At 71.4% G+C, this 18,859-nt stretch carries 16 protein-coding genes and 1 tRNA gene; 15 read left to right on the top strand and 2 right to left on the bottom strand.

What is annotated here, in order from left to right:
* Window positions 1–64: 64 nt before the first annotated feature.
* From BIU89_RS15650 to BIU89_RS15635, 4 genes are all read left to right on the top strand, one after another.
* Complete coding sequence (locus tag BIU89_RS15650) at window positions 65–1,120, top strand: aminotransferase class V-fold PLP-dependent enzyme (protein ID WP_071248091.1); 1,056 nt, start codon at window positions 65–67, stop codon at window positions 1,118–1,120.
* 107 nt (window positions 1,121–1,227) lie between these two features.
* Entirely contained in the window at window positions 1,228–2,613 is a 1,386-nt protein-coding gene (locus tag BIU89_RS15645) for a glycine--tRNA ligase (RefSeq protein WP_027465322.1), read from the top strand.
* 130 nt (window positions 2,614–2,743) lie between these two features.
* Complete coding sequence (locus tag BIU89_RS15640; RefSeq protein WP_027465323.1) at window positions 2,744–3,478, top strand: DsbA family oxidoreductase; 735 nt, start codon at window positions 2,744–2,746, stop codon at window positions 3,476–3,478.
* On the top strand, window positions 3,475–3,729 hold the full coding sequence (locus tag BIU89_RS15635) for a hypothetical protein (RefSeq protein ID WP_071248088.1): 255 nt from the start codon (window positions 3,475–3,477) through the stop codon (window positions 3,727–3,729). The genes BIU89_RS15640 and BIU89_RS15635 overlap by 4 nt, the downstream gene beginning before the upstream one ends.
* Before the next feature lie 8 nt (window positions 3,730–3,737).
* Here BIU89_RS15635 and BIU89_RS15630 read toward each other — a convergent pair whose 3' ends face one another.
* Window positions 3,738–4,223 carry an aminoacyl-tRNA deacylase gene (locus tag BIU89_RS15630; RefSeq protein WP_071248084.1) on the bottom strand — a complete coding sequence of 162 codons (486 nt, stop codon included), beginning with the start codon at window positions 4,221–4,223 and terminating at the stop codon, window positions 3,738–3,740.
* A 47-nt stretch (window positions 4,224–4,270) separates the two neighbouring features.
* Here BIU89_RS15630 and dusB point away from each other — a divergent pair, with 47 nt between their 5' ends.
* The 11 genes from dusB (at window position 4,271) to BIU89_RS15575 (ending at window position 18,196) form a co-directional block, all read left to right on the top strand.
* The gene (gene dusB / locus BIU89_RS15625) at window positions 4,271–5,443 is read left to right on the top strand and encodes a tRNA dihydrouridine synthase DusB (RefSeq protein WP_071248081.1); all 1,173 of its coding nucleotides are present in this window, start codon (window positions 4,271–4,273) and stop codon (window positions 5,441–5,443) included.
* Window positions 5,440–6,735 carry a deoxyguanosinetriphosphate triphosphohydrolase gene (locus tag BIU89_RS15620; RefSeq protein ID WP_071248078.1) on the top strand — a complete coding sequence of 432 codons (1,296 nt, stop codon included), beginning with the start codon at window positions 5,440–5,442 and terminating at the stop codon, window positions 6,733–6,735. Before dusB ends, BIU89_RS15620 begins: the two co-directional genes overlap by 4 nt.
* A gap of 40 nt (window positions 6,736–6,775) precedes the next feature.
* A complete protein-coding gene (gene dnaG / locus BIU89_RS15615) occupies window positions 6,776–8,695 on the top strand; it encodes a DNA primase (RefSeq protein WP_027465327.1) in 1,920 nt (639 codons plus the stop codon).
* Window positions 8,696–9,672: 977 nt separating this feature from the next.
* Window positions 9,673–11,289, top strand: coding sequence for an ABC transporter substrate-binding protein (locus BIU89_RS15610; RefSeq protein ID WP_071248075.1), 1,617 nt, complete (start codon window positions 9,673–9,675; stop codon window positions 11,287–11,289).
* Between the two features lie 117 nt (window positions 11,290–11,406).
* On the top strand, window positions 11,407–12,483 hold the full coding sequence (locus BIU89_RS15605) for an ABC transporter permease (RefSeq protein WP_083404423.1): 1,077 nt from the start codon (window positions 11,407–11,409) through the stop codon (window positions 12,481–12,483).
* Window positions 12,484–12,485: 2 nt separating this feature from the next.
* Window positions 12,486–13,556, top strand: a complete 1,071-nt coding sequence (locus tag BIU89_RS15600) for an ABC transporter permease (RefSeq protein ID WP_071248069.1) — start codon at window positions 12,486–12,488, stop codon at window positions 13,554–13,556.
* Window positions 13,553–15,250 carry an ABC transporter ATP-binding protein gene (locus BIU89_RS15595; protein WP_071248066.1) on the top strand — a complete coding sequence of 566 codons (1,698 nt, stop codon included), beginning with the start codon at window positions 13,553–13,555 and terminating at the stop codon, window positions 15,248–15,250. The genes BIU89_RS15600 and BIU89_RS15595 overlap by 4 nt, the downstream gene beginning before the upstream one ends.
* A 147-nt stretch (window positions 15,251–15,397) precedes the next feature.
* Complete coding sequence (locus tag BIU89_RS15590; protein ID WP_071248063.1) at window positions 15,398–16,327, top strand: ATP-binding cassette domain-containing protein; 930 nt, start codon at window positions 15,398–15,400, stop codon at window positions 16,325–16,327.
* On the top strand, window positions 16,324–17,382 hold the full coding sequence (locus BIU89_RS15585) for a D-isomer specific 2-hydroxyacid dehydrogenase family protein (RefSeq protein ID WP_071248060.1): 1,059 nt from the start codon (window positions 16,324–16,326) through the stop codon (window positions 17,380–17,382). The genes BIU89_RS15590 and BIU89_RS15585 overlap by 4 nt, the downstream gene beginning before the upstream one ends.
* 115 nt (window positions 17,383–17,497) lie before the next feature.
* A tRNA-Asn gene (locus BIU89_RS15580) sits at window positions 17,498–17,570 on the top strand.
* A 137-nt stretch (window positions 17,571–17,707) separates the two neighbouring features.
* A complete protein-coding gene (locus BIU89_RS15575; protein ID WP_139179269.1) occupies window positions 17,708–18,196 on the top strand; it encodes a hypothetical protein in 489 nt (162 codons plus the stop codon).
* A 58-nt stretch (window positions 18,197–18,254) separates the two neighbouring features.
* Here BIU89_RS15575 and def read toward each other — a convergent pair whose 3' ends face one another.
* Window positions 18,255–18,830, bottom strand: a complete 576-nt coding sequence (gene def / locus BIU89_RS15570; protein ID WP_071248054.1) for a peptide deformylase — start codon at window positions 18,828–18,830, stop codon at window positions 18,255–18,257.
* Between the last annotated feature and the right edge of the window lie 29 nt (window positions 18,831–18,859).

Genomic DNA, 18,859 nt, shown 5'->3' with positions numbered 1-18,859 from the left:
ATGTTATCGGTGACACAACGAACCGGCTCTGGCGTGATGGGGCGGGAACGAGGACGCTGTCCGCATGGACTCCTTCCCGGCCGGCCGCGGCTACCTGGCGGCGTGCACCGCGGGCCTGCCGACCCGCGGCACCCTCGCCGCCCAGCGCGCCGACCTCGACGCGTGGTCCCGGGCCGAGACGTCGCCCGCCCGGTACGGCGCGCTGGTCGAGCAGGGACGTGCGCTCTTCGCCGCGCTGGTCGGCGTCCCGGTGGAGCGCGTGGCGACGGGATCGCAGACCTCGGTGATGGCCGCGGTCGTCGCCGACGCGCTGCCGGACGGCGCCGAGGTGGTCGTCCCCGACGGCGACTTCAGCTCGGTCGTCTTCCCGTTCCTCGCCCAGGCGCACCGCCGCGTCCGGGTCCGGAGCGTCCCGCTCGAGCGGCTCGCGGCGTCCGTCGGGCCCGACACCGCCCTGGTCGCGTGGTCCGCGGTGCAGTCCGCGACCGGCGTGGTCACCGACCCCGACCCGGTCGTGGCCGCCGCCCGTCGTGTCGGCGCCCTGACCCTCTGCGACCTCACGCAGGCCGCCGGCGTGCTGCCCGTCGACGCCGCAGCGTTCGACGTGACGCTCACGCACACCTACAAGTGGCTCTGCGCTCCGCGCGGCGTCGCCTTCATGACGCTCTCCGACACCGCCCTCGGCCGGCTCCGCCCGGTGCAGGCCGGCTGGTACGCGGGAGCGGACGTCTGGTCCTCCTGCTACGGCCCCGCCATGCACCTGGCCGACGACGCGCGTCGCTTCGACGTCTCGCCGGCCTGGCAGGCGTGGCCCGGTGCCGTGGCCGCGCTCGAACACGCGGTCGCGCTCGACCAGCGGGCGGTCTGGAGGCACGCCACCGGTCTCACGGATCGGCTGTGCGACGCCCTCGGGTCGCCCCGGCAGGGCGGCGGGCAGGCGATCGTGACGTTCGCGGACGCCGACGGGGCGGCCCTCCGGGCACTCACCGCCGCGGGCGTCACCGCCTCGGGGCGTGCCGGGCGACTGCGCATCGCGTTCCACCTGTGGAACGACGAGTCCGACGTGACCGACGTCGTGGCCGCGCTCGGCGGGGTGGGGCCGGGCACGTCGGCGAGGTGAGCGTGGAGGGCGGACCCGTGGCGGGCCTCCCGGGCCAGGATCGCCGGTAGTCTTGCCCGGACCGTTTCCGCACCGAGCACCCAGCTCGGCGACCTCTGGAGCACCCTTTGGCACAGCCCTCCCGTCTCGACAGCGTCATCGCCCTGGCCAAGCGCCGCGGCTTCGTCTTCCAGTCGGGTGAGATCTACGGAGGCTCCCGCTCCGCATGGGACTACGGGCCCCTCGGTGTGGAGCTCAAGGAGAACATCAAGCGCCAGTGGTGGCAGCGGTTCGTCCGGGGCCGCGGGGACATGGTCGGCCTCGACTCCGCGGTGATCCTGCCCCGCAAGGTGTGGGAGGCCTCCGGGCACGTCGCGACCTTCACCGACCCGCTGGTCGAGTGCCTGCACTGCCACCACCGGTTCCGCGAGGACCACCTGCTCGAGGCGTTCGAGGCGAAGAAGGGCCGCGCCCCCGAGGGCGGCATGGCCGAGATCGCCTGCCCGAACTGCGGCACCCGCGGCGAGTGGACCGAGCCCCGCGAGTTCTCCGGGATGCTCAAGACCTACCTCGGCCCGGTCGAGTCGGAAGAGGGCCTGAACTTCCTGCGTCCCGAGACGGCGCAGGGCATCTTCGTCGACTTCGCGCAGGTCGTCACGACCAGCCGCATGAAGCCCCCGTTCGGCATCGGTCAGGTCGGCAAGGCGTTCCGCAACGAGATCACGCCCGGCAACTTCATCTTCCGCACGCGCGAGTTCGAGCAGATGGAGATCGAGTACTTCGTGCCGCCGGCCTCGGCCGAGGAGCACTACGAGCAGTGGATCGCCGACTCGGTCGCGTTCTACACCGACCTCGGCATCGACCCGGAGAACCTGCGCCGCTTCGACGTGCCGGACGGCGAGCGGGCGCACTACTCCGACGCTACCGCCGACATCGAGTACCGCTTCGGCTTCACCGGCTCGGAGTGGGGCGAGCTGATGGGCGTCGCGAACCGCACCGACTTCGACCTGAACAACCACATCGAGGCGTCCGGCCAGGACCTCCGGTTCTTCGACCAGGCCGCCAACGAGAAGTACGTGCCGTACGTCATCGAGCCGTCGTTCGGGCTGACCCGTGCACTCATGGCGTTCCTGCTCGACTCGTACCACGAGGACGAGGCCCCGAACGCGAAGGGCGGCGTCGACAAGCGCACGGTCCTGCGCCTCGACCCGCGCCTGGCCCCGGTGAAGGCCGCCGTCCTGCCGCTGTCGCGCAACGAGCAGCTCTCGCCCGTCGCCCGCGGGCTGGCCGACGACCTGCGCAAGAACTGGAACGTGGACTTCGACGACGCCGGTGCCATCGGCCGTCGCTACCGTCGCCACGACGAGATCGGCACGCCGTTCTGCATCACGGTCGACTTCGACACGCTCGAGGACAAGGCCGTCACGGTGCGCGAGCGCGACACCATGGGCCAGGAGCGCGTCTCGCTCGACCAGCTGCAGGGGTACCTGGCGCAGCGGTTGCTCGGCGCGTAGGGGTTCCGCGGCTCCGCAAGACACCGGTGTTCGTGTGTTGCACACCCGCAGCAGGGTGTTCGACCTGCGAACACCGGTGTTTTGCTGCCAGCGGCGGGAATGCGCGCCGCACGAGCGCGTTGGGGTCAGCATGAACGACTCCGTGAAGGTCGATGTCTGGTCGGACATCGCCTGCCCCTGGTGCTACATCGGCAAGCGCAAGTTCGAGGCCGGCGTCGCCGCGTTCGGCGCCTCGAGCGAGGGCCGCCCCGTCGAGGTCGAGTACCACTCCTTCGAGCTCAGCCCGGACACCCCCGTCGACTTCGAGGGCACCGAGGCCGAGTTCCTGTCGGGCCACAAGGGCATGCCCGTCGACCAGGCGCAGCAGATGCTCGACCAGGTCACCGCCATCGCCGCTGGCGTCGGTCTCGACTACGACTTCGAGGCCATGCACCACACCAACACGGTGAAGGCCCACCAGGTCATCCACCTCGCCAAGCAGCACGGCAAGCAGCTCGAGATGGTCGAGCGTCTGTTCACCGCCTACTTCGAGCGCGGCGAACACGTCGGACAGGAGTCCTCGCTCGCCGACCTGGCGGCGGAGATCGGCCTCGACCGCGACGAGGTCCTCAGCACCCTGCGCGACGACGCCCAGCTCGCAGCGGTCCGCGCCGACCAGGCCCAGGCGCAGGCGTACGGGATCAACGGCGTGCCCTTCTTCGTGATCGACGGCAAGTACGGCGTCTCCGGCGCCCAGGACCCCACGGCGTTCGAGCAGGTGCTCCGCCAGGTGGTCGCGCTCCGCGAGACCACGCCGGAGGAGGTCGCCTCGGCGGCCGAGCGCGCTGCGGACGACGCGAGCGCGGACGTGGCGGTGACCCGATGACGGACATGACCATCAGCGACCAGGGCGCGGTGCGCCTCCAGGCCGTGACGTCGGTGCCCTCCGTACCGGACGCGATCACGGGACTGCCGGGCGCGTTCGGTGGTTCGGGCGTTCCCGGTCTGGAGGCCCGTCCCGCGTTGCTGACGCTCGTCAAGCACGGCGGTGCGCCGGTCTGCGAGGGCGACGCCTGCCTGATCGACGCCGGCTCGTTCGCCGGGGCCGAGGGCGACTGGTCCGAGGTGCCGGACTGACGGCTGCGTCAGTCGCGCTGCGGTTCCTCGTCGGTGATGTCGGCGACGGTCGCGCCGTAGGCGGCGATGAGCGCGTCGGCGTCGACGAAGGCGCTCGCACCGTGCCGGCCGGCGCCCAGGGCGACCCGGCGGCCGACGATGCGTTCGTCGGCGTACACCGGCAGGTCGCCCGTGGCACCGATCGGCGTGATGGTGCCGCGCTCGTAGCCGGACGCTTCGAGCGCCGTGGTGGCGTCGGGCATCGAGAGCTTGTTGACGCCGACGACCGTGCGGAGCTTCTTCCAGGCGATGCTGCGGCCGCCGGGCACCAGGGCGAGCAGGAACCCGCCGTCGTGGCGCTTCACCACCAGGGTCTTGACGATGTCGCCGGGCTCGATGCCGAGCAGTTCGGCGGCCTCGTGCAGGGAGTTCGCGGCCGGGCGCTCGACCACTTCGACCGGCAGGCCACGGGCCTGGGCGTCGGCGTCGAACCGGGTGCTGGCGTCGGTCGTCATGTGGAGAACGCTACCGGCGCGCACCGACGTGGGAGAATGGGAGACGTATGACGATCACTGACGCACCCGGGACGGCGACCCGTCCGGCGAAGCCCCTGCGCATCGGCCCCATCGAGGTCGACGTGCCGGTCGTGCTCGCGCCGATGGCGGGCATCACGAACATGGCCTACCGCCGGCTCTGCCGCGAGTACGGCGCCGGCCTGTACGTGTGCGAGATGATCACCTCGCGCGCGCTCGTCGAACGGACGCCCGTGTCGATGCAGCTCATCCAGCACCACGAGTCCGAGACCCCGCGGTCGATCCAGCTGTACGGCGTCGAGCCGAACACCGTGGCCGAGGCGGCGACGATCCTCGTCGGTGAGGACCGTGCCGACCACATCGACCTCAACTTCGGCTGCCCCGTTCCCAAGGTGACGCGGAAGGGCGGCGGCGCGGCGCTGCCCTGGAAGCTCGACCTCTTCCAGGAGCTCGTCACGAAGACCGTGCGTGCCGCCGGTGACGTCCCCGTCACGGTGAAGATGCGCAAGGGCATCGACGAGGACCACCTGACCTACCTCGACGCCGCACGCATCGCGCGCGACGCCGGTGTCGCCGCGGTGTCGCTGCACGCCCGCACCGCGAACGAGCACTACTCCGGGCACGCCGACTGGTCCGCGATCGCCACGCTGAAGGAGACCGTCACCGACATCCCGATCCTCGGCAACGGCGACATCTGGTCGGCCGCCGACGCGCTCCGGATGATCGACGAGACCGGCGCCGACGGCGTGGTCGTCGGGCGTGGCTGCCTCGGCCGCCCGTGGCTGTTCGGCGACCTGGCCGCGGCGTTCCGCGGCGAGGGGCTGCGGTACATGCCGTCCCTGGGCGAGGTCGCCGACGGGTTCCGCCGGCACGCCGAGCTGCTCGTCGAGTTCTTCGGCGACGAAGAGCACGCCTGCCGCGACATCCGCAAGCACGTGGCCTGGTACTTCAAGGGGTACCCGATCGGCAGCGACGTCCGGGCCGGCCTGGCGATGGCGTCGAGCCTGCAGGAGATCGACGACTTCCTCGGCCAGCTCGACCACGACGCGCCATACCCGGGTGCCGATGCCGAGGGGCCGCGCGGTCGTGCCGGGCACCCGAAGCGCACCGCCCTGCCCGACCGCTGGCTCGAGAGCCGCGACGTCGACTCCGAGTTCCGCAAGGTCCTGGCCGCCGCCGAGCTGCACCACAGCGGCGGATGAGCGCCGCCGCCTCGTACGGCCCGGCCGACGCGGAGCGCTGGCTCCCCGAAGAACACGGCAACCGCCGCTCGGACTTCGCCCGTGACCGCGCCCGACTGCTGCACTCCAGCGCCCTCCGGCGTCTGGCCGCCAAGACCCAGGTGCTCAGCCCGACGGCTGGGCTCGACTTCGCCCGCAACCGGCTGACCCACTCGCTCGAGGTCGCGCAGGTCGGCCGCGAGCTCGCCAACTCGCTCGGGCTCGACCCCGACGTGGTCGACACCGCGTGCCTGGCGCACGACATCGGGCACCCGCCGTTCGGGCACAACGGCGAGACCGCCGTGAACGCCTGGGCCACCGGGATCGGCGGCTTCGAGGGCAACGCGCAGACGCTCCGGCTGCTGACGCGGCTCGAGCCGAAGGTCTACGGCGTCCGGCCGGGTTCCGACGTCGACCGTCCCTACGGGCTCAACCTGACCCGCGCGTCGTTGGACGCCAGCTGCAAGTACCCGTGGCCGGCGGCGCAGGGGGTCTCGGAGTCGTCCTCCGGGCGCACCAAGTTCGGCTTCTACGACGATGACCACGACGCCTTCGAGTGGCTCCGCGCCGGCGCCCCGCGTCGCCAGCGCTGCATCGAGGCGCAGGTCATGGACCTCGCCGACGACATCGCGTACTCGGTGCACGACTTCGAGGACGCCGTCGTCGCCGGGTTCATCGACGTCGCGGCCCTGGGTGACCGCGTCGGCGAGAACGACATCGTGAGCGCCATGCACGCCTGGGTCGGCGACGACCTGAGCCGCGACGAGCTGCTCGAGGCGTTCGACCGCCTGCGCGAGTTGCCGCTCTGGATGACCGCGTACGACGGCTCCCGCCGTGACGCCGCACGCCTGAAGAACCTGACGTCGCAGTTGATCGGGCGCTTCGCGCGCACCGCCACGACGGCCACCCGTGAGTCCTACGCCTCGGGGTCGCTCGTGCGGTTCGCCGCGTCGGTCGTCACCCCGCCCGAGATCATCGGTGAGATCGCGGTGCTCAAGGGCATCGTCGCGGCCTTCGTGATGACCCAGGGCGACCGTCAGCCCGTGTACGAAGACCAGCGCCGCGTGCTCACCGAACTGCTCGACGCGCTGGCGGCGACGGGGGCGTCCGACCTGGAGCCCGGCTTCGCCGCCGACTGGCACGCCGCGGGCGACGACGCCGGCCGACTGCGCGCCGTCGTCGACCAGGTCGCGAGCCTGACCGACCAGGGTGCACTCGCGTGGCACCGACGTCTGGTGGTGGGTGACCGTGAACCGGTCCACATCGCCGTCTGACCGGTCCGCCGACGTCGGTCCCACGAACTAGGATCGAGGGGTGGCTGGCAGGATCGCGCGGAACGACATCGACGAGGTCCGCTCGCGTGTCAACATCGCCGACGTCGTGGGCGACTACGTCACGCTGAAGCACGCGGGCGTCGGGTCGATGAAGGGCCTCTGCCCCTTCCACGACGAACGCTCCCCGTCGTTCCACGTCCGGCCCCAGGTCGGCCGCTACCACTGCTTCGGCTGCGGTGAGGACGGCGACGTCTTCAGCTTCATCATGGCGCAGGACCACACCACCTTCGCCGAGGCCGTCGAGCGCATGGCCGCGAAGATCGGCTTCACCCTGCACTACGAAGAGGGCGACGGGCCGCGCACCGACTACAACACCCGTGCCCGGCTGATCGCCGCGAACGAAGCCGCGCTCGAGTACTTCACGGGGCAGCTCACCACGGCTGCCGCCGACCCCGCCCGCCGGTTCCTGGGGGAGCGCGGGTTCGACCCCTCGGCCGCCCAGCACTTCGGCGTCGGGTTCGCCCCGAAGTCCTACGACATGCTCAAGGACCACCTGCGCGGGCGCGGCTTCACGATGGAGGAACTCGTGTCCGCCGGCCTCGTCAGCCAGGGTGACCGCTCGCCGTACGACCGGTTCCGCGGGCGCCTGATGTGGCCCATCCGCGACGTCACCGGGGCGACCATCGGCTTCGGGGCGCGCCGCCTGCTCGAGGACGACAAGGGTCCCAAGTACCTCAACACGCCCGAGACCCCGATCTACCACAAGAGCCAGGTGCTCTACGGGCTCGATCTGGCACGCCGCGACATCTCGAAGCAGAAGCAGGTCGTCATCGTCGAGGGCTACACCGACGTGATGGCGTGTCACGTCGCGGGCGTCACGACGGCCGTCGCCACCTGTGGCACGTCGTTCGGCGTCGACCACATCAAGGTGCTTCGGCCGATGCTCGGTGACCTGGCCGGCGCCGACCCGAACGCCAACGGCGAGGTCGTGTTCACGTTCGACCCCGACGAGGCCGGGCAGCGCGCAGCCTCGCGTGCCTTCGCCGAAGAACAGCGCTTCGCCGCGCAGACCTACGTCGCCGTGGCGCCCGGTGGGCTCGACCCGTGCGACCTCCGGCTCGCCCGCGGTGACGACGCGATCCGCCGACTGGTCACGAACAAGCGCCCGATGTTCGAGTTCATGATCCGCCGCACGCTCGACGGCCACGACCTCGAGACCGTCGAGGGGCGCGTCGGTGCCCTGCGCGCTGCTGCGCCCGTGCTCGCCGGCATCCGCGACCGCTCGCTCACACAGGGCTACGTGCGCGAACTCGCCGGCTGGCTCGGCATGGAGATCCCCGAGGTCCGTCGGTCGGTCGAGACCGCCCGGCGTCGTGCGGGGTCCGCTGCCCAGGACGACCGGTCCGCGGGCTCGGGGCGCGACGGCCGTGCCGGAACCGGCACCGACGGGGCCGACACCCCCGACGAGCCCGTCGCCGGGATCCGCTCGCTGCCGAACGACCCGATCAGCCGCATGGAGCGCGACGCCGTGATGGCGATGGTGCAGCAGCCCACGTCCGTCGGGGCACCGATGCTCGGGCTCGCCGCGTCGGCCACGTTCTCGACGCCGATGCTCGCCGCCGTGCGGGACGCCGTGGTCGCCAACGTCGACGTCATCGGCGCGGGGGACTGGCTCGACCGGCTGCTCGCCGACGTGCCGGCACCCCTCCGCACCCTGACGCACGAACTCGCCCTCGCACCGATCCCCGCGCGCAACGCGGAGGACCTGGCGGCCTACTGCCGGAGCATCGTCGTGGCCCTGGTCGAGCGCGACCTGCTCGCCCGCAAGGCCTCGTTGCTCGGACAGCTGCAGCGCGCTGACCCGCACGAGCAGGCCGAGCGCCGCGCCGAGATCCAGCGGCAGCTCGTCGACATCGACGGGCAGCGTATGCGGTTGCGCGCCGACGCCGAGGCGTCCTAGGGCTCTTCCCGCGCTGTTGGTGGGCGCGGGGTCGCACGACGCGCCGCGTGCGTCTCGCCGAGGTCGCGCGAACTGTCGCGCGGTGGGGCTGCGAGCGGCTGCTGGTTGTGTCGGCGATGGCGTGAGTGGTCAGGACGTGCCGCGTGTGGGGCGTCGAGTGGTCGCAAAGCGTCGGTTGGCCGGGGTCCGGCCGACGGGACGTGACCGCTCGGGGCGGGACGGGCGGGGAGTCGTGACCGGTCGGCGGGGGCGAGGGGCGGGACGGGCGCGGGGCGGACGCGGGGCGGGCCTCCCGGCCGGGGGTGAAGTCGCACGACGCGCCGGGTGCGTCTCGCCGAGGTGGCACGAACTGTCGCACGGGGGGGGGGCTGCGAGCGGCAGGTGGTGCGACCTCGGGTGCGTGAGTGGTCGGGACGTGCCGCGTGTGGGGCGTCGAGTGGTCGCAAACCGTCAGTTGGCCGGGGTCCGGACGACGGGACGTGACCGCTCGGGGCGGGTCGGGCGGGGAGTCGTGACCGGTCGGCGGGGGCGAGGGGCGGCGCGGACGTGGGTCGGGCGGGGAGTCGTGACCGGTCGGCGGGGGCGAGGGGCGGGGCGGACGCGGGGCGGGCCTCCCGGCCGGGGGTGAAGTCGCACGACGCGCCCGGCGCACCCCCGAGGTCGCGGGAACCGTCGCCGGGCGTCCCGTGGGACGGCAGCCCCGGCACTTTCAGGGTGGGAAGGGCAGGAACGGCCGGTAAACCAGCGCCGTACGCCCCAGGTTGCACCACGCAACTTTCGTGCGTGACGCGCCGCTCGACTCCGGCGGAATCATGCATCACGCGGCAGGCCCGTGCATTACAGCGGTGTAAACAAATCGCCCCCGGTTCGTTCTGTTCCGTGACAGGGTGATACCAATGAGCGTTCCTGGCCGGGCACACAGACGTTCCACCCTCCGGCTCAGGACTCTTGCAATCATGACCAGAGAGGCAGCGGACATGGCATCCGTGACCAAGTGGGGCAAGCGCGGCATCGCGCTCGGCGCCGGTGCAGCAGCGACGGCGCTGGTGCTGACCGGCTGCGCGAGCAGCAGCGTGAGTGACACCGAACTGAACGGCCTGAGCATCGGGACGACGGACAAGATCACGTCCCTCGACCCGGCCGGTTCCTACGACAACGGCTCCTTCGCCGTGCAGAACCAGGTGTTCCCGTTCCTGATGAACACGCCCGTGGGGAGCCCGGACGTCGAGCCGGACATCGCCACGAAGGCGGAGTTCACGAACCCGACGACCTACGAGGTCACCCTCAAGGACGGGCTCGAGTTCGCGAACGGCAACAAGCTCACGTCGAGCGACGTGAAGTTCTCGTTCGACCGCGAGCTGAAGATCAACAACGAGAACGGTCCGCAGTCGCTGCTGGCCAACCTCAAGAGCATCGACACCCCGGACGACACCACCGTGGTGTTCAACCTGGACCACGCCGACCAGACCTGGCCGCAGGTGCTCTCGAGCCCCGCGGGTCCGATCGTCGACGAGGACGTCTTCAGCGCGACGAAGCTCACCAGCGCCGACGACATCGTCAAGGGCAAGGCCTTCGCCGGGCAGTACCAGATCAGCTCCTACAAGGAGAACGACACGATCCAGTACAAGACCAACCCGAAGTACGACGGCCTGCTCGGCAAGGCGAAGACCGACGAGGTCACCGCCAGCTACTACACCAAGGAGACCGACCTCAAGCTCGCCGTGCAGAAGGGCGACGTCGACGTGGCGTACCGCTCCCTGACGCCGACCGACATCTCGGACCTGCGCAAGGACGACTCCCTCAAGGTCACCGACGGCCCCGGCGGCGAGATCCGCTACGTGGTCTTCAACTTCAAGACCCAGCCGTTCGGCACCGGGCAGGACGACGCCGACGAGGCGAAGGCCCTGGCCGTGCGTCAGGCTGCCGCCGACGTGGTCGACCGTGCCCAGCTCGCGAAGGAGGTCTACAACGACACCTTCACCCCGCTCTACTCGATGGTCCCGGACGGCCTGACCGGCGCGGTCCAGCCGTTCAAGGAGATGTACGGCGACGGCGACGGCGGCGCGGACGTGGCGAAGGCCAAGAAGACGCTGTCGGACGCCGGTGTCACGGGCAAGGTGCAGCTCGACATCCAGTACGCGCCCGACCACTACGGTTCGGCCTCGGACGACGAGTACGCGCTGCTCAAGCAGCAGCTCGAGGACTCCGGTCTGTTCACCGTCAACATCCAGTCGACGGTCTACACGACCTACGCGCAGGAGCGCACCAAGGACGCCTACCCCGTGTACCAGCTCGGCTGGTTCCCGGACTTCTCCGACGCCGACAACTACCTGTCGCCGTTCTTCACCAAGGAGAACTTCGTCCAGAACCACTACGACGACCCGGAGATCCAGGACCTCATCGCGAAGGAGCAGGCCGAGTCCGACACGGACAAGCGTGCTGCCCTGATCGAGCAGGCCCAGGAGCGCGAAGCCACCCAGATCTCGACGCTGCCGCTGCTGCAGGGCAAGTCCGTCGCGGTCGCCGGCAAGGACGTCAAGGGCCTGACCCTCGACGCCTCGTTCAAGTTCCGGTACGCCACCCTGAGCAAGTAGCACCAAGCCCCACGTGCAGGCCGCGGGCGTTCCCACGAGGAACGCCCGCGCGCCTGTGCAACGGCGACGAAAGGCACACACCCCGTGACCCTCAGCACTCCCGAGGCGACGCAGGACGTGAACGGCACCGATCCCACCAAGCCACAGGCACAACGCAGTGCCAAGAACAGTGGCGGCGGACTCGGCCGGTACATCCTCGTCAGGTTCCTCCTCATCATCCCGACCGTCTTCATCCTGGTGACGCTCGTGTTCTTCCTGATGCGCGTCATCGGGAACCCGATCACCGCATCGGTCGGCGGTCGTCTCACGCCGAGCCAGCTGCAGGAACGCCTGCACGCCGCCGGGTACGACCGGCCGGTGCTCGTGCAGTACTTCGAGTACCTCGGCAACATCCTGCGCGGTGACTTCGGCACCTCGTCGACGGACAACCGTCCGATCACCGACATCATCGTCACGTACGGCGGCGCGACCGCGGAGCTCGTGTTCTACGCGCTCATCGTCGCGCTCGTGCTCGGCATCCCTCTCGGCATGCTCGCCGCGTACACGCGCGACAAGTGGCCGGACGTGCTGCTCCGTGCGCTCGCGATCCTGACCTACGCCACGCCGGTGTTCTTCGGTGGTCTGCTGCTCAAGCTCGTCTTCTCGGTGTGGCTCGGCTGGCTGCCCCTCGGCGACCGTGCCTCGACCCGGGTGTCGCTCATCCTCGACGGCATCCCGGGCGCGAGCGGCATCTACATCATCGACGCGCTCCGCACCGGCAACGCCGCGGTCATCGGCGACGTGCTGCAGCATGCCGTCCTGCCGGCGCTGACGCTCGGTCTGCTCACGGCGGGCATCTTCCTGCGCCTGGTGCGCGCGAACATGATCGGGTCGCTCGGCTCGGAGTACGTCGACGCCGCCCGGTCCCGCGGCGTGCGCGAGTCGCGCCTCGTCCGCACCCACGCGTTCCGTCCGGCCCTCGTGCCGATCATCACCGTGATGGGGCTGCAGATCGCGATGCTCCTGGGTGGCTCGGTGCTCACCGAGACGACCTTCGGGTGGCGCGGCCTGGGCTTCGAGCTCAACCAGTACCTGTCGGCCCGTGACTTCGTCGCGGTGCAGGGCATCGTCGCGATGCTGGCGGTGATCGTCGCGGTGACCAACTTCATCGTCGACGTGGTCGCCGCCCTGATCGACCCGAGAGTGAGGTTCTGACGATGGTCGACACCACCCTCGTCGACCGCCACGAGCCGCTCTGGAAGCGGCTCCCCGTGGTGGTCCAGCTCCGCCGGAGCACCGGCTGGCAGCGCGCCATGCTCATCGTCGGCGTGGTCATCTGCGCCCTCTACCTGCTCGTCGCGGTCTTCGCACCGCTCCTCGCCCCGTACGGCTTCGGTCAGCTGCAGGGCGCGGACGGGCAGAGCTTCCCGCGCACCGGCGAACCGAGTGCCGAGCACATCTGGGGAACCACGGTCGGCGGCTTCGACGTGTTCAGCCGCGTGCTCTACGGCGCCCGCACGGCCGTGCTCGTCGTCATCGTCGCCGTGATCGTCTCGATCATCGTGGGCGTCCTGCTCGGCATGGTCTCCGGGTACCTGGGCGGCTGGCTCGACCGCGTCCTGGTGGTCGTGGCCGACGCCATCTACGCGTTCCCGTCGCTGCTGCTCGCGATCATCGTGTCCATCGTCATCTCCGGCGGCAACTCGAGCTACTCGGGCGGCATCATCGCGGCGGCGATCTCGATCACCGTCGTGTACGTGCCGCAGTACTTCCGCGTGGTCCGGGCCGAGGCCGTCCGGCTGAAGAACGACGCGTTCGTCGAGTCGGCGCGCGTGATGGGCACGAACCCGTGGCGCATCATGACGCGGCACGTCCTGCGGAACTCGACGCGTTCGCTGCCGCTCATCCTGACGCTCAACGCGAGCGACGCGATCCTGACCCTGGCCGGCCTCGGTTTCCTCGGGTTCGGCATCGGCCCGACGTCGGGCGCCGAGTGGGGCTACGACCTGAGCCGCGCGCTCTCGGACGTCGCGAGCGGTGTCTGGTGGACCGGTGTCTACCCGGGTGTCGCGATCGTGGTGCTCGTGCTCGGCGTGACCTTCATCGGCGAGAGCCTGAACGACATCTCCGACCCCCGCCTGCGTGCACGCCGACGCCTGAAGCAGCTCGTGTCCACGCGCGAAACACGCGAGACGCGCGAAACGCGCGACCCCGAGGCACCCCGCGACACGCGCGACGCCGCGGCACCGCGCACCGCCGGGAACGACACGGAAGGGACGGGCGCATGACCCCGACCACCCGCCTGCAACCGGGCGACACCACCACCGAACCGGTCGTCGTCGTGGACGACCTGACCGTCACGTTCGCGACCGACGGCGGCGCCGTCGACGCGGTCAAGGGCGTCAGCCTCGACGTCCGCCCCGGCGAGGTGCTCGCCCTGGTCGGCGAGTCCGGCTCCGGCAAGTCCGTCACGGCGCGCAGCATGCTGCGGCTCATGCCGGAGACGGCGACGCTCGGCGGCGCGGTGCTGCTCGACGGCACCGACGTGGTGAGCGTCGGCGCGCAGAAGCTCCGCAGCCTGCGCGGAACCGCCGGGGCGATGGTGTTCCAGGAACCGTCGACCGCCCTCAACCCGGTCTTCACCGTCGGGTGGCAGATCGCCGAGGGGCTCCGCGCCCACGGCGGTGTGTCCAAGAAGGAAGCTCGGGCGAAGGCCATCGACTACCTCGGTCGCGTCGGCATCCCCGACCCCGAGACCCGCGTCGACCACTACCCGCACCAGTTCTCCGGCGGGCAGAAGCAGCGCGTGGTCATCGCGAGCGCACTGGCCCTCGAGCCGAGCGTCATCATCGCGGACGAACCGACGACGGCGCTCGACGTGACGGTGCAGGCCGAGATCCTCGACCTGCTGCGCCGCTGCCGCGACGAGTTCGGCACCGCGATCGTCGTCATCACGCACAACATGGGTGTGGTCGCCGACCTGGCCGACCGCGTCGCCGTGATGTACCAGGGCGAGATCGTCGAAGAGGCCACGGCGTCGGCGCTGTTCGCGACGCCCCAGGCCGACTACACCAAGCGGCTGCTCGCGGCGGTGCCCCGGCTCGAGGCGTCCACCGGGGTGGCCCGGCGCGCCGCGATCGCCGAGGACGTCACCCCGCTGGTCGAGGCGAAGGGGCTCGAGATCGAGTACCCCGGGCGGCTCGGCTCGCCAGCGTTCAAGGCGGTCAAGGGCGTCGACCTGGCGATCCGTCCGGGCGAGGTCCTCGGCCTGGTGGGGGAGTCCGGCTCCGGCAAGACCACCATCGGCCGGGCCATGGCGGGCCTGACGAAGGTCACCGGCGGCTCGCTCAAGGTCCTCGGCGCCGAGATGCTCGGGTACCGCGAACGCGACTTCAAGCACCTGCGGAAGGACATCGGGTTCGTGTTCCAGGACCCGGCGACCTCGTTCAACCCGCTGCTGACGATCGCCGAGTGCGTCGCCGAGCCGCTGGTCGTGCACCGGGAGGTCTCGAGTCCCCGCGCTGCACGCAAGCGGGTGGACGAGCTGCTCGAGGCCGTGCAGCTGCCGGCCGCGTACGGCGACCGCTACCCGCACGAGCTCTCCGGTGGGCAGCGCCAGCGCGCGTCGCTCGCCCGGTCGCTCGCGCTCCGGCCGAAGCTGCTCATCGCCGACGAGCCGACGAGTGCGCTCGACGTCTCCGTGCAGGCGCGCGTGCTCGAGCTCTTCCTCGAGCTCCAGCAGGACCTCGGCTTCGCCTCGCTGTTCATCAGCCACGACCTCGCGGTCGTCGGCGCGCTCTCCGACCGGATCGCGGTGCTGTACCGCGGTGACCTGGTCGAGACGGGCACGACGGCGCAGGTCCTCGGCGCGCCGCAGCACCCCTACACGCAGCGGCTCCTCGCGTCGTTGCCGGTGCCGGACCCAGCCGAGCAGGCGGAGCGACGGCGTACGCTGGAGCGACTGGAGCACGCCGGGTCCTGACCCGACGTGACCCACCCTGGAGGCCCGGCCAGCGTCGTCGACGCACGCCGGCCTCCAGGGTGGTCGGCTCCACTGCTGTACGCACGACGGACCTGCCAGGGCGGTCCGTCGCGAACCGCCGCCAGGGGGCGGCGTGGAAGGGGACCCATGATCGCGGTCAACGGACCGGCGGTCGTCGCGGACGACGTGTCGATCGAGTACCGGGGCGGACGCGGGGGCGAGTCCATCCGGGCCGTCGACGGCGTGAGCCTGACGGTCCGGCAGGGGGAGATCCTCGCCCTGCTCGGTGAGTCGGGCTCGGGCAAGTCGACCTTCGCCGCCGCCATCGCCGGCCAGCTCGGGTCCCACGGCGAGGGCGAGGGAGCCCTCCGTCGACACATCGTCGGCGGCGAGCTCACCGTGCTCGGCCAGAAGACCCGGGGCCTCCGCCCCTCGTCGCGCAAGCTCGAACGGCTGAGCGGCCGGATCGGCTACCTGCCGCAGGACGGCGCCGACCGGCTCAGCCCGGACCTGACCGTGGGCGAGGCCGTCGCCGAACCGATCTACGCACGCGACCGCCGGTTCGACCGGCGCGAGGCCGGGCTCATCGTGGCCCGGCTGCTCGACGCGGTGCACCTGCCGCTCGGGGCGATGCGCCTGAACACGTGGGAGCTCTCGAGCGGGCAGCGCCAGCGTGTCGCCCTGGCGAAGGCGCTCGTGCTCGAACCCCAGCTGCTGGTCGCGGACGAACCGGCACGCGGCGTCGACGTGCTCGTGCGGCAGTCCGTGCTCGAGGCCCTGGCGGCGCTGCAGCGCGGCCGGCAGTTCTCGGCCGTCGTCGTGTCCAGCGACCTGCGCGAGGCCCGCGCCCTCGCCGACCGTGTCGCCGTGATGGCCGATGCCCGGCTCGTCGGGCTCGGCACCTTCGACGAGGTCCTCGACAACCCCGTCGACCCCTACGTGAAGACCCTCGCCTCGACCGCGGCCCGCGGGGTGAAGCGTCGGCCGGCACCGAGCACGTCCCGCCGTTCGTCGGCGCCGCGCCGTCCGCTCGCCGCCGGCACCGGCCCGCGCACCGACCGGCCCGAGGGCCTGTGAGCGCCGCGAAGCCGGCCCGCGGGCACCGGGCAGTCGTCCCCACCGCCCGCACGCCCCTGCCGATCCGACCCCCGGAGTCCGGCCCCGTCGCGGTGCTGCCCGCGCCGGCCGACCGGCCCGTGAGTGCGGCCCCCGAGGTCAGCGGGACCGTCGGACCGAGCGACCTGCACGCGCGGGTCGTGACCGAGGCCGGCGGGACGGTCGGGCCGCTCGGCCCGGACACCCGCGGCATCGTCTGGCTCGACAACCGCGATCCCGCCGGCCTGGACGAAACCCTGCGCCGGCACTCCGCCGTCGGGTGGGTGCAGCTGCCGTTCGCCGGAGTCGACGCCTTCGCACACCTGATCCAGGAGCACGGCGACCGCGTGCTGTTCACGTCGGCCAAGGGTGCCTACGCGGAGCCGGTCGCCGAGCACGCGCTGGCGTTGACCCTCGGCACGCTCCGGGTCCTGCAGAAGCGCGCTCGTGCGTCGTCGTGGGCGACCGAGCCCGAGGGGGTCTCGCTGTACGGGCGGAACGTCGTCGTGATCGGTGCCGGCGGGATCGCGCTCGAGTACCTCCGGCTGCTCGCGCCGTTCGACGTCGACGTCACCGTCGTGCGCCGCTCGCTCGACCCCGTCCCGGGAGCCGCGCGGACCGTCACCACCGACGAGCTCGACCAGGTCCTGCCCGACGCCGACGTGGTGATGATCGCGGCGGCGATGACCTCGGGCACCGCGAAGCTCTTCGGTGAGCGGCAGTTCCGGATCATGAAGCCCTCCGCCCGGCTCGTGAACATCGCGCGCGGCGGACTCGTCGACACCGACGCCCTGGTCGCCGCGCTGCGCGCCGGGGAGATCGCCGCGGCCGGCCTCGACGTCACCGACCCCGAACCGCTGCCCGACGGGCACCCGCTGTGGTCCGAGCCCGGAGCCGTCATCACCCCGCACCAGGCCGACACCCCGGACATGGTCGCGCCCCTGCTGGCCGAGCGCGTCCGGTTGAACGCCACGGCGTTCCTCGGGGGCGACGGCGAGGGCTTCGTCGGCGTCGTCGACCCGGTCGCCGGGTACTGACCCGGGGGCTCCACCACGCGGCGCGCCCGGGCGGCGTGTCCGATGCGGTGGACGGCGCCAGGGTCCTGCTATGCTGTTACCCGTTGTTCGCACGTCATTCGCCAGCGAACAGTGATCCTCGATAGCTCAATTGGCAGAGCAGCCGGCTGTTAACCGGCAGGTTGTTGGTTCGAGTCCAACTCGGGGAGCGACAGGTCCTCATCCTTCTGGATGGGGACCTTTTGCGTTCCCGCTGCCGAACTGCAGTTGCACACCAGCGCACCTGCGCACCGGATCCGCAGCGTTCGCGCGGCTCGTGCCCGGTCGATGCTGTTAGCGTTCACAGGTGCACCGTTCCCGTTCGCCTCGACTCGCGCTCCTGGGCGTGGTCGTCGCCGCGACGGCGGTGCTCACCGGCTGCAGCAGTGTCGGCCCGGACACCGATGCCTCCGAGGACCCGACGAGCTCGGACACGGGGCTGGGCTCAGGCGCGTCGCCGGTGGTCTTCGCGTTCGTCTGCGACCGCGGCGGATCGGACAGCGAGACCTACACGACCTACTCGGCGGTGTGGGATGCCGAGCGTACCGACTGCTCGGCGAAGCGCCTGACCGGCTCGGTGCCGTCGAGCCAGCAGCAGGCCGCGGTGACCGTGGCGCGTGGCGACGCGACCCTGGTCGAGCTCGCGAGCGCCTGCGCGGTGCGCGGCTCGGACCCGTGGACGTCGGCGGTCGCCGACGAGCGCGGTGCGCACGTGGCCGCAGGCCTCCTGCGGTACTGCCCCGGACACCCGGAGACCGACCACCTGCGGGACGCACTGGCGGCCTACCGGGGCTGAGCCGGGCCTCCAGACCGACCGCCGCACCCGCGACGGGCCGACGGCGGCAGGACGGGCGTCAGCCCTCGGGGTGGTCGCGACCCGGCAACCAGGACTGGCCGGGTCCGCCCCAGCTGCTCTTGCGGATCGCCTTGGCGACCTGCTTGCCGTAGGGGTGCACCAGGCGGTCGGCGTAGAGCCAGCCGTCCAGGTGGTCGTACTCGTGCTGGAAGATCCGGGCCAGCCAGCCGTGCGCCTCGACCTCGAACGGGGTGCCGTGCTCGTCGAAGGCCCGCAGCAGGGCGCTCTCGGAGCGGCGGAGCGGGAACCGCTCGCCCGGGATCGAGAGGCAGCCCTCGGACTCCTCGTCCTCGTCGAGCTCCTCGACGGACTCGGGGACCGGGGGCGTGATCCACAGGACCGGGTTGACGGCGGCGCCCCGGTGCAGGACGTCGTCGTCATCGGTGTAGGAGTACACGAACAGGCGCTTGCCGACACCCACCTGCGGTCCGGCCAGGCCGACGCCGGGGGCCAGGTCCATGGTCTCGAGCATGTCGGCGACGAGGGTGCGGAGGTCGTCATCGAACGCGGTGACCTCGGCTGCACGCTCGTGCAGGACGGGTTCGCCGGTGATGCGGATCGGGAGAACGGCCATTCACCCAGGTTATCCGGCGGGGGACGGTA

Origin of the sequence: Curtobacterium sp. MCBA15_005, assembly GCF_001864855.1 — a bacterium.
Lineage (GTDB): Bacteria > Actinomycetota > Actinomycetes > Actinomycetales > Microbacteriaceae > Curtobacterium > Curtobacterium flaccumfaciens.
Note: the sequence above shows the minus strand (reverse complement) of the source record. Positions and strands in the feature narration are given on the sequence as shown.